Raw genomic sequence first — 14,188 nt, forward strand, 5'->3', positions numbered from 1 at the left:
TATGCACTGGGAGCTGTTTCACCTTTGAGATGAGCAACGTTAGATTTCTATAATATCAATGATTTGGCCGTTATAAGCATCTGCAATAAATTCATAGTTAAATGTTTTTCCGTGTCGCTCAGCAGTAATGCCACCTTTATAAACCTCATATTCAATACCGAATTTACGATATGTCGTTGGTTCATATAAAATATAAGAACCTGTGACATGTTTGAAATATCCTTTTACAGATTGAATCACTTTGTCTGCTGATATGTATTTTTGTTTGTTCATATTCAGCACATAAAAATAACTTCCTGTTAAAAGGCCAATGATTAAAATGGGGATCAATAAAGGCCAGTTTTTTTTCGATATCATTATTTTCACATCTCCTTGTTGAAGACTTAATTATAGTTTACCACAACAAAGATGATATACTAAGTAAAGAGAATAAAAATTCAGAGGAGTGTGTGTCATGACGAATAGTACAATAGATAAAATTAAAACATTAACGGAAATGCACGGTGCTCCTAACTTTGAACATCGTGTCCGTGAATATATGAAAAAGATGATGGCGCCGTACGTAGACGAATTTGTTGATGATCGTATGGGTGGCTTCTATGGCGTGAAAAGAAGTGGAAGGCCAAATGCGAAACGTGTCATGGTAGCGGCACACATGGATGAAATTGGCTTTATGATTACTGAAGTGACACCACAAGGATTCATTAAGTTTACAGCTCTTGGCGGTGTGGCGAATGATATTTGGCAAGGCCAACGCTTAAAAATAATGACACAACAAGGCGAAGAAATTATTGGTGTCGTTGCAAATATACCGAAACACTTCAGAAGCGGGAATGAACAAGCACCACGTATTGAAGATTTACTCCTCGATATTGGAGAAAGTGATGCCGACGGGGTATTCAGTAGAGGCATTCAAATTGGTGATGTGATGGTGCCACATACGGAATTATTACAATTATCAGAGTATCGTTATGCAGCAAAAGCTTGGGATAATCGTTATGGCTGTGTGATTGCGTTAGAATTATTAGAACAATTAAAAGATGAAACACTCGATTTTGACTTGTATGTCGGTGCGAACGTTCAAGAAGAAGTAGGTTTACGTGGCGCTGAAGCTGCGGCACGTCTTGTGGACCCTGATGTGGCATTTGTGGTCGATTGTTCACCAGCAAATGATATGAAAGGACGCCAAGGTTTATCTGGTGTTCTCGGTGAAGGTGCATTATTACGTATTAAAGATGGTACGATGTTGTTAAAACCTGCTTTCAAAACATTTTTACAAGATGTTGCGTTACGGCATGATGTCGCTTATCAACATTACATTTCTCCGGGTGGTACAGATGGTGGTGCGATTCATAAAGCAAATATCGGTGTGCCAACAGCTGTCATTGGTGTGTGCGCACGTTATATTCATAGTACGGATGCGGTGTTTGACATTCGAGACTATCAAGCTGCAAAATTATGGTTAACGGCATCAATTCAAACTTTAAACCTTGAAACGATTGAAAGATTACAATATCAATAGGAGTGACAAAAATGATTCAATTAGAAAGTGAACAACAATTTAAAGACTTTACAAACGACAATACCGTATTTTTATTTAGTGCAAATTGGTGTGGCGATTGTCGTGTGATTGAACCAGGACTACCTGAATTAGAAGAGAAATATTCAAAGTTTAAATTTGTGAAAGTTGACCGTGATGCGTTCATTGATTTAGCGATTGAACATGATATTATGGGCATTCCAAGCTTTCTTGTGTTCCAAGATGGTAAGCAGGTGGGTTCATACATTGGCAAGGAAAGAAAAACAATTGAACAGATTGACACATTCCTTAGTCAATTTTAATGAGATTTTAACCCTTAGGACATGGTTTTTTTCTAGTCCTAAGGGTATATTTATTGTAAACTAATATAAGGCGTGCAATTAGGAGTGAAAACATGAATGTCTTTAAAATGAGAGACTTAATCAAATCACGATTGACACATTTAGACGTCGATTATCAATTCAATCGTGACGAAGAATCATTAAGAATTTATCGACAAGATAATCATAAAGGTATCACTGTTAAACTTTCGCCTGTTGTTGCCAAGTACAATAAAGGGCAGGAAAATATAGTTGACGAAATTATCTATTATGTAGAAGAAACGATTCAACAAATGAAAGATGAAGCGCATAAGTCAATAGATGAAATTCGAGTCATGCCTGTGATTCGTGCGACAAGTTTTGATCAACAGACAAAAGAGGGAAAGGCATTTATTACGGAGCCACATACCGCTGAAACACGTGTGTATTATGCGCTCGACCTCGGAAAATCTTATCGTCTGATTGATGAAGATTTAATGCAGTCTTTAAATCTAACGCAACAACAAATTAAAGAAATGGCGATGTTTAATGTTAGAAAATTAGATAATTCATTTACGACTGATGAAGTCAAAGGGAATATCTTTTATTTCATTAATAAAAATGATGGCTATGATGCGAGTCGGATTATGAATGCGAAATTGTTAGCCGAATTTGAAGAACGATGTGAAGGAGAAATGCTTGTTGCGGTACCACACCAAGATGTGTTGCTCATTGCAGATATTCGTAATAAAACAGGTTACGATATTATGGCACACATGACGATGGAGTTTTTCGCACAAGGTCTTGTTCCGATTACTTCATTATCTTTTGCCTATGAGAACGGTCATTTCGAGCCAATATTTATATTAGGTAAAAATAACAAGCCAAAATCTAACGCAAATCCGAATGTTGTCCATCATTTACGCGCAACGAAAGATATTAAGAATAACAATGAGGAGTAATGAAGATGAATTTGTTTTTTAATCCCACAGGTGTAGGAAATGTTGCATTTTTACAACTTGAACAAGGTGAAGGGCCATTTGAATACGAACGTCATGGTGATGTCGTCGCTATTAAAGGAAATGGTAAAATTGTAGGTTTCAATTTATTTGAAGCGACAAATCATTTGAATATTGATGGTGTAGGTCATATCAAATTAACTGAGCAATTGCTTGCAGATATTCAAAAAATGATAGACAACACAGATTTAGATTATCAAATTGAAGCAGATTTATCCCCGAAATTTGTCGTCGGTTACGTTCAATCTAAAGAAAAACATCCTAATGCAGATAAATTAAGTATTGTTCAAGTCGATGTAGGTACTGAAACATTACAAATTGTATGTGGTGCACCTAACATTGATCAAGGTCAAAAGGTCGTAGTTGCAAAAGTAGGCGCAGTGATGCCAAGTGGCATGATCATTAAAGATGCGGAATTAAGAGGTGTGCCTTCAAGTGGGATGGTATGTTCAATGAAAGAGTTGAATTTACCAAACGCGCCACAAGAGAAAGGGATTATGGTATTAGATGATCATTATCAAGTAGGTCAACCATTTTTTGATGAATAGAGGAAGGTTGTGAAATAAATGAGCTGGTTTGATCAATTATTTGGTGAGGATGATAAAGACCAATCGTCACAACGTTCAAAACGAAGAAGAAAAGGTGAACAAGAGCAAAAACAAAAAGAGACCACTTTTGTTCAACAAAGTCATGATATTTATCAACGCCCGCGTGGGAAGTTCCGCTTTCCGATTGAGATGCATGATGAAGCGGCTGAACATGCACAACAAACAGATGCGCATCAAGACAATCATGTGTCAACGCATGATGATTCACATGATCGACGTCCTTCCTTTACAGTTGATCGTCAACATCGTAGACATCGTGGTGTACAACAAGCCCATTATTATGACCAACAAGAATCACGTGACTCGAATTCGGATACGCGAACGAGTCATCAAAATGGGTATGCTTTTGTTGCTCAATCTTCACAACGTCCAAAGAAACAAAAACGTAATAGTGATGACTTTGTAGCTCAACCGCATTATCATCAAAAACCATTTCAAGCAAGTGAAGTTCCATCTGCAATCTTTGGTACGAAACAACCGAAAAAAATTGAAAATAGTGGTTTGAACCAACCGCCTGGTGCACGAAAAGCATTACCTCAGTCAGAAAGTACAAATCATTCGACAAAGCAATCTTCAACTGAGACTCAGACAACTTCAACGTCACATAATCAAACAACTGAGCGTACTGAAAAGTCAAAACCACAAGCACGTCGTCGTAATACGATTAGTCTCGATAATTTTTATGCATCTCAAATTGTAGAAGAAATTCGTCGTGAACGTGAGAAGAAAATGTTGCAGAAGAAAAATTTCAAAGAGGCGCTTAAAAAGAAACGAGAATCTTATGAACAGCATGCGAACCCTGATATTCAAAAAGCGATTGATGAAATGTATTCTGCACAAGCGCGTCAATTGTTAGGCGAAAAATATGACGATACTGCAGATGAAGCAATCATTAATGAAGATTTTGCAGAAGAAACAGTAGATTCAACGACTGAAGAAGCGGAAGAAGTTACTTCAATAGAGCCTATCTATGAATATGAAGAGGTCGATTTGTCGCAGTTGGATAAAGAAAACAGTGATGATTTAAATCAGACATCCGAACCAGTGACTTTTGATGAGCCGTTAGATATTGAAACAATGCTGGTTGATGACGCTGGTGAATCGACTGAAGAGGATATGATGCAACATCACGATAGCGCTGATGAACACGTAGCGACAACATCTTCACCTATGACTGAGGTTGAAACGGATGTTGACGAAGCGGATACTGCGTTTGAAGAGATCGAAATGGCAAGTGATGTATTAAACGAAAGTCAAGATGATGAAGTGGTGGATGAATCATTCGATAACATGGATGAAAGTGACTCAGTGGTTGAAGTAGTAGAAGACGATGAGCCTGTCAGCCAACCAGTTCAACAAACAGGTTCAATGCCAACGCTTGAACCTGAGTTGAAGCCAGAATCTTCGCAATCGCAAAAGCCACCTGAAGTATTGAATGAAAAAGTGGAGGCGCAACAAGGCGAGGAGGAGAAGACATCACAACCTACTGTGAACCAAGAATCACCACAACAGCCACCATCGAAGCCAAATAAAGTGCCAATTCGTAAAGGTAGTAAGCCATTTAACGTTGTAATGACACCTTCTGATAAAAAGAGAATGATGTCACGCCAACAAAAGGCAAAAGCAGAAAGTACAAATGGAACAGAACAAGCAACACCAATTGAGTCATCTGTACGTGCTGTACCACCTGTTCAAGTAGAGCAACAAGTACCAGAAACTGCAACTGAACATGTACATAGAGATAGTGAAAGGGAGAGCAGTCAGCCACCTGCGCCAACACAAGAGGTTAAAACCATTCGTCGTGGGCCAAACTTGAAACTGCCGAGTCTTGATTTACTAGAAGCACCAGAAGAGCATGAACAAGATGAAAATTGGATTGCCGAGAAAAAAGAAGAGTTAAATAATGCTTTCTATTACTTCAATGTGCCTGCAGAAGTAGTCAATGTGGTAGAAGGTCCAAGTGTGACACGATTTGAGTTATCTGTGGAGCGCGGTGTGAAAGTGTCACGAATTACCGCATTACAAGATGATATTAAGATGGCACTTGCTGCAAAAGATATTCGTATAGAGGCGCCAATTCCAGGGACAAGTTTAGTTGGTATAGAAGTACCAAATCCACAAACGACAAAAGTAAACATTAGTTCTATTCTTAATAGTCCTAAGTTTAAAAATGCGGAATCCAAACTGACAGTGGCGATGGGGAATCGAATTAATAATGAGCCATTGTTGATGGATATCGCGAAAACACCACATGCTTTGATTGCGGGTGCGACAGGTTCAGGGAAATCTGTCTCGATTAATAGTATTTTAATTTCGTTACTTTATCGCAACCATCCAGAAGAGCTTAGATTATTATTGATTGACCCTAAAATGGTAGAACTTGCACCATATAACGGTTTGCCACACTTAGTTGCGCCTGTTATTACAGATGTTAAAGCCGCTACACAAAGTTTGAAGTGGGCTGTAGATGAAATGGAACGCCGTTTTAAATTGTTTGCACATCATCATGTTCGTAACATTTCTGCATTCAATAAAAAAGTGAATTATGACCAGCGTATTCCTAAAATTGTCATCGTCATTGATGAATTAGCCGACCTAATGATGATGGCACCACAAGATGTTGAGCAATCTATCGCACGATTGGCACAAAAAGCCCGTGCTTGTGGTATTCATATGTTAGTAGCTACACAACGTCCGTCGGTGAATGTCATCACAGGATTAATTAAAGCAAATATTCCAACTCGTATCGCATTTATGGTATCATCTAGTGTGGACTCTAGAACAATACTGGATAGTGGCGGTGCTGAGCGTTTACTTGGCTATGGCGATATGCTTTATTTAGGAAGCGGTATGAACAAACCCATCAGAGTTCAAGGTACATTTGTTTCAGATGAGGAAATTGATCAAGTTGTAGAATTCATACGTGCTCAACGCGAGCCAGAATACTTATTCCAAGAAAAAGAACTCTTAGAAAAAAATGAAGCGCCAAGTCGAGATGAACTCTTTGATGAAGTGTGTCAATTTATGGTGAGAGAGCAGCACATTTCAACGTCATTAATACAACGCCATTTCCAAATTGGCTATAACCGAGCGGCACGCATTATTGATCAACTCGAACAATTGGGTTATATCTCAGGGGCAAATGGTTCTAAACCGCGCGATGTTTATTTGACAGAGTCGGAATTAAGTGAGCTTTAATGGAAATAGAGAAAGGAGCGATGACAGAATGACACGATACCATTTTGTTGGTATTAAAGGTGCTGGTATGAGTTCATTAGCACAGATTATTTATGATCTCGGTTATGAAGTTCAAGGTTCAGATATCGACCAGTACGTTTTTACTGAAATTGCATTAAAAAATAAAGGCATTCAAATTTTACCTTTTGATGCAGACAATATTAAAGAAGGGCTAACAATCATTCAAGGTAATGCCTTTAAAGATTCACACGAAGAAATCGCTCGCGCACATGAACTCGGATTAAAAGTAATTCGCTATCATGATTTTTTAAGCGAAGTGATTAATGAATACGTTTCTGTGGCAGTCACAGGCGCGCATGGCAAAACATCAACAACGGGGCTACTTTCTCATGTTATGAATGGAGATAAAAAGACATCATTTTTAATTGGTGATGGAACGGGCATGGGCTTGCCACAAAGTGAATATTTTGCTTTTGAGGCATGTGAATATCGTCGTCACTTTTTAAGTTATTCACCGGATTATGCCATCATTACAAATATTGACTTTGACCATCCCGACTACTTTAAAGATGTTGATGATGTGATCAATGCATTCCAAGGTATGGCGAAAAATGTTAAAAAAGCCATTATTGCATGGGGTGACGATCCATACGTTAAAAATATCGAAGTAGATATTCCTGTGTATTACTACGGTTTTGATGCTTCGATGGACGTATATGCACAAAATATTGAAGTTACAGGTCGCGGTACAGAATTTGACGTTTATGTTAAAGGTGAATTCTACGGTCATTTTGTTTCGCCGCAATATGGGGACCACAATATTTTAAATGCATTAGCCGTGTTAACAATCAGCTATCTAGAAAATTTAGATATCGATAACATTAAAGAAGCATTAATTACATTTGGTGGTGTGAAACGTCGCTTTAATGAAACATTTGCCCAAAATCAAGTATTAGTTGACGATTATGCACACCATCCGAGGGAAATTAGTGCTACAATTGAAACAGCTAGAAAAAAATATCCGAACAAGGAAGTAGTGGCCATATTCCAACCACACACTTTCTCTAGAACGAAAGCATTTTTACAAGAATTTGCAGATGTGTTAAACCTTGCTGATCAAACATACCTTTGTGATATTTTTGGTTCAATTCGTGAAAATCAAGGTGAGCTGTCCATCAATGACTTACTAAGATTGGTTGATGGCGCGTATTTGATTGATGAAGAGAGCGTCGAACAATTGCAAAAACATGACAATGCGGTATTGTTATTCATGGGTGCAGGAGACATTCAAAAAATTCTTAAAGCATACATGGAAAAAATTGGTGCTGAACAGCGTTTTTAATGTTTGAGTTCTAATAGGTTGGGTATTTAATTAAAATAAATAGCATATAATTTTAAAGTCAATTAGGAGGCGTTTAGGAATGGAATGGATTTTACCTATCGCGGGGATCATCGCAGCAATTGCTTTTCTTATCTTAGTAATCGGAATCGTTGCTGTATTGATTTCTGTTAAAAAGAACTTGGATCATGTGGCTAAAACACTTGATGGTGTGGAAGGTCAGATTCAAGGCATTACGCGTGAGTCAACAGACTTACTTCACAAAGCTAACCGTTTAACTGAAGACATCCAAGACAAAACAAATCGCTTAAACTCAGTTGTAGATGCGGTTAAAGGTATTGGTGATTCAGTACAAACTTTAAATGGTTCTGTTGATCGAGTAACACACTCAATCACTCATAACATTTCTCAAAATGAAGATAAAATTTCACAAGTTGTTCAATGGTCAAACGTTGCAATGGAAATCGCTGACAAATGGCAAAATAGAAAAAAACGTCGCGGTAGTGCAGCTTACAAAACGAACAACGTAGCAGATGATGCAAATCGTAATGCAAAAGGTCATAATGGTCAACCATTATCTAATGAAGAATTAGTGAACAACCAATATGAAAATAAAAACATTAACGATTTCGCAACAAATCCTAGTGATGTAAACACAAAATACACAACATTGAATGACACAGATTCAAAATAAGTGTTGTCATGTTAAATAAGCTTTAAACAGAATGCACTTAAATGAGTTCTAATACTTAATTTAAGTGCATTTATTATAGGAGGCGGAAAAGAAGATGGAAAAATATAATCGTGATTTATATACAAAAGGTTTAGAAAGTTATGAAGTTCCTCAATACGAACCAGGATATCGACCTCTAGATTTTGTGTTTGGTTTTGTCGCTGGGGCTATTTTAGGAAGTGCATTAGGATTAATTTTAAAACCAGGTTCTACTCAAAAACGTCATAAAAATTTAGCATCAACAGTAAATGGAGAGCCATCGAGTGCACTGAAAGAAGAAGCTATTCGTAAAGCTGAAGCATTAAAAGCGCAAGCACAACGGATGAAAGTAGAATCAAAAGTTTCACAAGACGAACCTTCAGCTGCTGAACGCTCAGCACAACAACGTGCCATCCGCCAAGAAGTGGACTCAGATCGCTTAGAAGGCCAAACACCACGCGAACAATCATCTAAACAGTCTTCTGTTGCAACATCAACGACAGAAGCTGTGACGGCAACAGGATTGGCTGAAGCTGCAAAACAAAGACAATCTCAAATGCAACAAGAGTCTAAGGTAACAAGCGAAACAACTCAGAATAGTGAAGTAGCTGCACAACAACGCGCGATTCAAAGTGAAGTGGATTCAGACCGTTTACAAGATACATCGGTCCGCGGACAAGATTCAAACGTTAAAGTGAATGATAAAGGTGAATCAAAAACGGAATCAAGCGCAGATACATCAGTTGCAGCACAACAACGCGCGATTCGAAGCGAAGTAGATTCAGACCGTTTACAAGATAAAAGTCAAAGTACAAAGACACAAGTCAACGAACAAGGACAAACGGTAAATAAACCAGAATCTAATCCAACAGCATCAGTACCAAAAAATTCGCATAGTGAAGCAACGTTTGAAAATGGTGTCATTACACATGATCGTCAAGGTAAAACGGTACAAGCAAAAACGACTCAAGGCAAAGGGGCTAAGTCTAAGAATAGTCAACCATCTGCTAACAAAGCGAAAAAAGCGACTCCAGCTCAAAAGTCAGAGCCTAAGCAAAAGGTGAAAAATGAGACTGAAGCTAAAACTGAGGCTAACAGTAAAAAAGTGACAGAAAAAGCTAAAAAAACAAACAATAAAGTTGGCAAACATACATTCAATGACTAATCGGTAAATATACATGGACTTTTGATGCTGATTATTGCTGAATTTTTCCAAACTGCTTTCGTCCTTGTGAAGGTTGTTAATTTTCGATTGCCATTATGGATTCACGTTCTTAGGAATTAGTTCAACGTAATTCGGTTGGGTTGGAGTATATACTGGATGGAAGCTGAATTGGATTTTCAGGAGCAGTACAGAAATCTTATGTGCAACAAAAATCTCGTAGAATTGCCGCGTAAGACTGACAAGGATGCTCAAAAGCGAAAGTCTTGAGAAGACAGACAGCTACCGCGTTAAACAGTAGCCACTTGTGTATGGTAATTTAATACTATAACGCTAAATAAAGGGCTGAGGAACGTACAATTAACCTCAGCCCTACTTTTTTGAAGTATAAGTTTACTTAATTTTCAAAATATATAACATCAAAATTAAAAAGGAAAGTTTCTGTTCGTTGACATATGATTGGGGATACTTTACATTTTAAAACATAATAGAAAAATATTTTTAACCTAATTAAGTCAGAAGGGTTGAAATTACTACATAATATTGTTACTATACTCAATATCTACTTTTAAATTTTACTGCTTTAAAGCAAGTTAGAAAAATGGTTGGGGTGAAAAATGATGACAAGTAAATTAGAAACATACAGAAAACAGATTGAAGAGATTAACGATCAAATTTTGGACTTATTATCAAAAAGAGGTGAATTAGCACAAAAAATTGGTGAGGAGAAACGTAAACAGAGCACTGTAATTTATGATCCTCAACGTGAAAAAGAAATGCTAAACACGCTGATTGATAAAAACCAAGGTCCATTTAATGATAATGTGATTAAACAACTGTTTAAAGAAATTTTTAAAGCCTCAACAGATTTACAAAAATCAGATAATGAAAAACATTTGTATGTCTCACGTAAGTTAAAACCTGAAGATACAATCGTGAAATTTGATAATGGTGGTATCATTGGTGAAGGACAAAAATCTTTCGTCTTCGGTCCGTGTTCGGTTGAGTCTTATGACCAAATCGATGCAGTGGCAAAAGACTTGAAAGCAAAAGGCGAAAAGTTCATTCGTGGTGGCGCATTCAAACCACGTACATCGCCATATGATTTCCAAGGCTTAGGTGAAGAAGGTTTAAAAATACTTAAACAAATGAAAGATAAATACGACTTAAATGTAGTCAGTGAAATCGTTCATCCGAATGACTTTGAACTTGCTGATCAGTACTTAGATGTCTTCCAAATTGGTGCACGTAACATGCAAAACTTTGAATTATTAAAAGAAGCAGGGCGTACACGTAAACCTATTTTACTCAAACGTGGCTTATCAGCAACAATTGAAGAATTTGTATATGCTGCAGAATACATTGCGTCAGAAGGTAATCAAAACATTATTCTATGTGAACGTGGTATTCGAACTTATGAAAAAGCGACACGTAACACATTAGATATTTCAGCGGTACCGATTTTAAAACAAGGGACACATTTACCAGTCATGGTTGATGTGACGCACAGTACAGGACGTAAAGACATTATGTTACCAGCAGCGAAGGCAGCACTTGCTGTTGGTGCTGACGGGGTCATGGCAGAAGTACACCCAGAACCTGCAGTGGCGTTAAGTGATAGCGGTCAGCAAATGGATTTAAATGAGTTCAATGAATTCTACAACGTACTTAAACCATTAGCTGATATGTACAACGAAAAGAAATTAAAATAATGCATCATACATTTTAATACTATTCAAGGGCAAGATCTTACTACAAAACGTAGGGGACTTGTCCTTTTTATATGCGTGACTTCCATGAAATATTATATTCCGTTTACATACAACCATTGCACAAACTTATGTGAGAGGTATCATACACATATGATTCATGATTTTTTGATTAAATACACTGATGAAATAATGAATTGAATGATAGTGACAATTATTATTCTATATATAAATTTGACAAATCAATGACAAGAAAGCGTTTTAGATGTTTTGACAACACAAATTATGATACACTTTGAAAATGACATGAAAACTTATTATAATAACAAATAAAGCGTTTTCTAGGAGGAAGGATTATGACTGTAACCATTTATGATGTGGCTAGAGAAGCAAGAGTATCTATGGCGACGGTATCACGCGTAGTGAATGGCAATCAAAACGTGAAACCTGAAACAAGAGATAAAGTGAATGAAGTAATTAAGCGTTTAAACTATCGTCCAAATGCCGTAGCACGAGGTTTAGCAAGTAAGAAAACAACAACAGTGGGTGTGATTATTCCGGATATTTCAAACATCTACTATTCGCAATTAGCACGTGGGTTAGAAGATATTGCGACGATGTATAAATATCATACAATTATTTCGAACTCAGATGATGATCCGGAGAAAGAAAAAGAAATCTTTAACAATTTATTAAGTAAACAAGTCGACGGTATCATCTTCCTTGGTGGAACGTTGACGGATGACATTAAAGAACAAATTAGTCGTGCTTCTATCCCTGTTGTTGTATCAGGAACAAATGGCAAAGATGACGGCATCGCATCTGTGAATATTGATTTTGTGCAAGCAAGTAAAGAAGTGACACAAAAATTAGTCGAAACAGGTTCTAAAAAGTTTGCTTTCGTTGGCGGTGGCTATTCTAAAAAAGCACAAGAAGATGTCTATGAAGGACTTAAAGAAGTGTTAGAGCAACATCAACTCGCTGTGGATGAACATTTATTATATGTTGGTAATGAAACGTATAAAGATGGTTTGCGTGCTTATGAAAAGTTAAGTCACTATCAACCAGATGCAGTATTATCTATCAGTGATGAACAAGCAATTGGTATTGTACATGGTGCGTTAGATCATGGTTTAGAAGTACCGAAAGATATTCAAATTGTAAGCTTTAACAACACACGTTTAGTTGAAATGGTGCGACCACAACTTTCAAGTGTCATTCAGCCTTTATATGATATTGGTGCAGTGGGCATGCGTCTCTTAACAAAATATATGAACAATGAAGATATTGAGAATCCAAACGTCATCTTACCACATAAAATTCAATATCGTGGTACGACACGTTAAAAATTGCATTAAAAAGGGACGAGTGAAGCGTTGTTACACGTGGACTCGTCCTATTTTTTATATGTCAGTACGTTGTAGTGTTAAAGTTAAAACCAGCTTAAAATATTTTCAGCGACTTGATTATTTTGTTGTGTAATTTCTGCACGTCTCGGTATTTCTTGGTAATCTTGAAATTGTTCTTCCCAATATTCTGGAATCGGAACAGGGCTATAATGACGCCACTTGTTCAACCAATCTTCAGGGAGACGACCTTGAAGTGGGGGTTGATGAATTAAACTTAAATAAATATGACTCCAGGCTCTCGGTACCACACGCCATATATTATATCCACCGCCCCCCAACATGATTTGTTTGCCATCACAATATTTTTCAGCAATTTCAGTGATAATATAAGGAATTTGATACAGTGTATTTAAATCACAACTCATATGTGTTAAAGGATCTAAATAATGAATGTCCGACCCATTTACACTGACAATAAAATCTGGTTGAAATGATTCAGCGACTCGATACAACGTTTTTTTAAAAACATCTAAAAATGATTCATGTTCAGTGTACGGTTCTAGCGGTACATTGATAGAGTATCCAAATCCTTGATCCGTTCCTCTCTCAGTGTAATGGCCAGAACCTGGAAATAAAAATTTGCCGGTTTCATGAATAGAGTAGTTCATCACTTGATCTGTCGCATAAAAAGTCCATTGAACACCGTCCCCATGATGTGCGTCTGTGTCAATATAGAGGACGCGTTGTTGATATCTCTCATTTAAATATTTAATGTAAATCGCAGCGTCATTGTACACACAAAAACCACTCGCTCGACCTTCATGTGCATGGTGCAAGCCACCACCTAAATGGCAACCGTTACGAAATTTCCCATCCATAATCGCATCGACTAAATTTAAGCCGCCACCGATAATTGTTGCTGTACTGCGATGAATTCTAGAAAAGACATGCGTATCTTCATCATCTAAACCATACTTTTGTTGTTCGTCAGGGGCAAGAAGATTTCTTTCACCACGCATAATCGCTTGAATATAATCATATTTATGTACCATTGCAATTTCATCAATCGTTGCTTGTCTTGGCTTAATAATTTGTTCTTCAGATAAATAACCTGTTGACTGTAATAATTCGGTCGTTAGTTTCACTCGCATTTGATTGAATGGGTGCTTATTATGAAATCGATAGCGTAGTAATGCATCTGAATAAACATAACCCGTTTCTCGTTGTGACTGATTTTTCATATCACATCCCCC

Annotated in this window: 12 protein-coding genes; 10 read left to right on the forward strand and 2 right to left on the reverse strand. The window is 37.2% G+C overall.

Annotated elements, in window-relative coordinates:
• Nucleotides 1–39 precede the first annotated feature (39 nt).
• Nucleotides 40–357 (reverse strand): hypothetical protein, encoded by a 318-nt coding sequence (locus CCE82_RS00665; RefSeq protein WP_086427515.1) that lies wholly within the window; start codon nt 355–357, stop codon nt 40–42.
• A gap of 97 nt (nt 358–454) precedes the next feature.
• On the opposite strand from CCE82_RS00665, the gene CCE82_RS00670 reads away from it, so the two are divergent.
• The 10 genes from CCE82_RS00670 (at nt 455) to ccpA (ending at nt 12,932) form a co-directional block, all read left to right on the forward strand.
• Nucleotides 455–1,522, forward strand: coding sequence for a M42 family metallopeptidase (locus CCE82_RS00670; protein WP_086427516.1), 1,068 nt, complete (start codon nt 455–457; stop codon nt 1,520–1,522).
• A gap of 11 nt (nt 1,523–1,533) precedes the next feature.
• Nucleotides 1,534–1,842: a thioredoxin family protein gene (locus CCE82_RS00675; protein WP_086427517.1), complete on the forward strand. Its 309-nt coding sequence runs from the start codon at nt 1,534–1,536 to the stop codon at nt 1,840–1,842.
• Between the two features lie 92 nt (nt 1,843–1,934).
• Nucleotides 1,935–2,801 carry a DUF1444 domain-containing protein gene (locus tag CCE82_RS00680; RefSeq protein ID WP_086427518.1) on the forward strand — a complete coding sequence of 289 codons (867 nt, stop codon included), beginning with the start codon at nt 1,935–1,937 and terminating at the stop codon, nt 2,799–2,801.
• Between the two features lie 5 nt (nt 2,802–2,806).
• Nucleotides 2,807–3,406: a YtpR family tRNA-binding protein gene (ytpR, locus tag CCE82_RS00685; protein WP_086427519.1), complete on the forward strand. Its 600-nt coding sequence runs from the start codon at nt 2,807–2,809 to the stop codon at nt 3,404–3,406.
• 18 nt (nt 3,407–3,424) lie between these two features.
• Nucleotides 3,425–6,664, forward strand: a complete 3,240-nt coding sequence (locus CCE82_RS00690) for a DNA translocase FtsK (protein WP_086427520.1) — start codon at nt 3,425–3,427, stop codon at nt 6,662–6,664.
• Between the two features lie 28 nt (nt 6,665–6,692).
• Entirely contained in the window at nt 6,693–8,006 is a 1,314-nt protein-coding gene (murC, locus tag CCE82_RS00695; protein WP_086427521.1) for a UDP-N-acetylmuramate--L-alanine ligase, read from the forward strand.
• Nucleotides 8,007–8,085: 79 nt separating this feature from the next.
• Nucleotides 8,086–8,697 (forward strand): DUF948 domain-containing protein, encoded by a 612-nt coding sequence (locus tag CCE82_RS00700; protein WP_086427522.1) that lies wholly within the window; start codon nt 8,086–8,088, stop codon nt 8,695–8,697.
• A gap of 94 nt (nt 8,698–8,791) precedes the next feature.
• Nucleotides 8,792–9,880: a hypothetical protein gene (locus tag CCE82_RS00705; protein ID WP_086427523.1), complete on the forward strand. Its 1,089-nt coding sequence runs from the start codon at nt 8,792–8,794 to the stop codon at nt 9,878–9,880.
• Nucleotides 9,881–10,497: 617 nt separating this feature from the next.
• Nucleotides 10,498–11,589: a bifunctional 3-deoxy-7-phosphoheptulonate synthase/chorismate mutase gene (locus CCE82_RS00710; RefSeq protein ID WP_086427524.1), complete on the forward strand. Its 1,092-nt coding sequence runs from the start codon at nt 10,498–10,500 to the stop codon at nt 11,587–11,589.
• Between the two features lie 353 nt (nt 11,590–11,942).
• Nucleotides 11,943–12,932: a catabolite control protein A gene (ccpA, locus tag CCE82_RS00715; RefSeq protein ID WP_086427525.1), complete on the forward strand. Its 990-nt coding sequence runs from the start codon at nt 11,943–11,945 to the stop codon at nt 12,930–12,932.
• Nucleotides 12,933–13,018: 86 nt separating this feature from the next.
• On the opposite strand, the gene CCE82_RS00720 is transcribed toward ccpA, so the two are convergent.
• Nucleotides 13,019–14,176, reverse strand: coding sequence for an acetoin utilization protein AcuC (locus CCE82_RS00720; protein ID WP_086427526.1), 1,158 nt, complete (start codon nt 14,174–14,176; stop codon nt 13,019–13,021).
• Between the last annotated feature and the right edge of the window lie 12 nt (nt 14,177–14,188).

Source organism: Staphylococcus cornubiensis (genome assembly GCF_900183575.1).
GTDB classification, from domain to species: domain Bacteria; phylum Bacillota; class Bacilli; order Staphylococcales; family Staphylococcaceae; genus Staphylococcus; species Staphylococcus cornubiensis.

Excerpts from the sequence above, each read along its gene's own strand:
- CCE82_RS00665 (WP_086427515.1), bottom strand. The coding sequence starts at position 357 with ATGATATCGAAAAAAAACTGGCCTTTATTGATCCCCATTTTAATCATT.
- CCE82_RS00670 (WP_086427516.1), top strand. The coding sequence starts at position 455 with ATGACGAATAGTACAATAGATAAAATTAAAACATTAACGGAAATGCAC.
- CCE82_RS00675 (WP_086427517.1), top strand. The coding sequence starts at position 1,534 with ATGATTCAATTAGAAAGTGAACAACAATTTAAAGACTTTACAAACGAC.
- CCE82_RS00680 (WP_086427518.1), top strand. The coding sequence starts at position 1,935 with ATGAATGTCTTTAAAATGAGAGACTTAATCAAATCACGATTGACACAT.
- ytpR (WP_086427519.1), top strand. The coding sequence starts at position 2,807 with ATGAATTTGTTTTTTAATCCCACAGGTGTAGGAAATGTTGCATTTTTA.
- CCE82_RS00690 (WP_086427520.1), top strand. The coding sequence starts at position 3,425 with ATGAGCTGGTTTGATCAATTATTTGGTGAGGATGATAAAGACCAATCG.
- murC (WP_086427521.1), top strand. The coding sequence starts at position 6,693 with ATGACACGATACCATTTTGTTGGTATTAAAGGTGCTGGTATGAGTTCA.
- CCE82_RS00700 (WP_086427522.1), top strand. The coding sequence starts at position 8,086 with ATGGAATGGATTTTACCTATCGCGGGGATCATCGCAGCAATTGCTTTT.
- CCE82_RS00705 (WP_086427523.1), top strand. The coding sequence starts at position 8,792 with ATGGAAAAATATAATCGTGATTTATATACAAAAGGTTTAGAAAGTTAT.
- CCE82_RS00710 (WP_086427524.1), top strand. The coding sequence starts at position 10,498 with ATGACAAGTAAATTAGAAACATACAGAAAACAGATTGAAGAGATTAAC.
- ccpA (WP_086427525.1), top strand. The coding sequence starts at position 11,943 with ATGACTGTAACCATTTATGATGTGGCTAGAGAAGCAAGAGTATCTATG.
- CCE82_RS00720 (WP_086427526.1), bottom strand. The coding sequence starts at position 14,176 with ATGAAAAATCAGTCACAACGAGAAACGGGTTATGTTTATTCAGATGCA.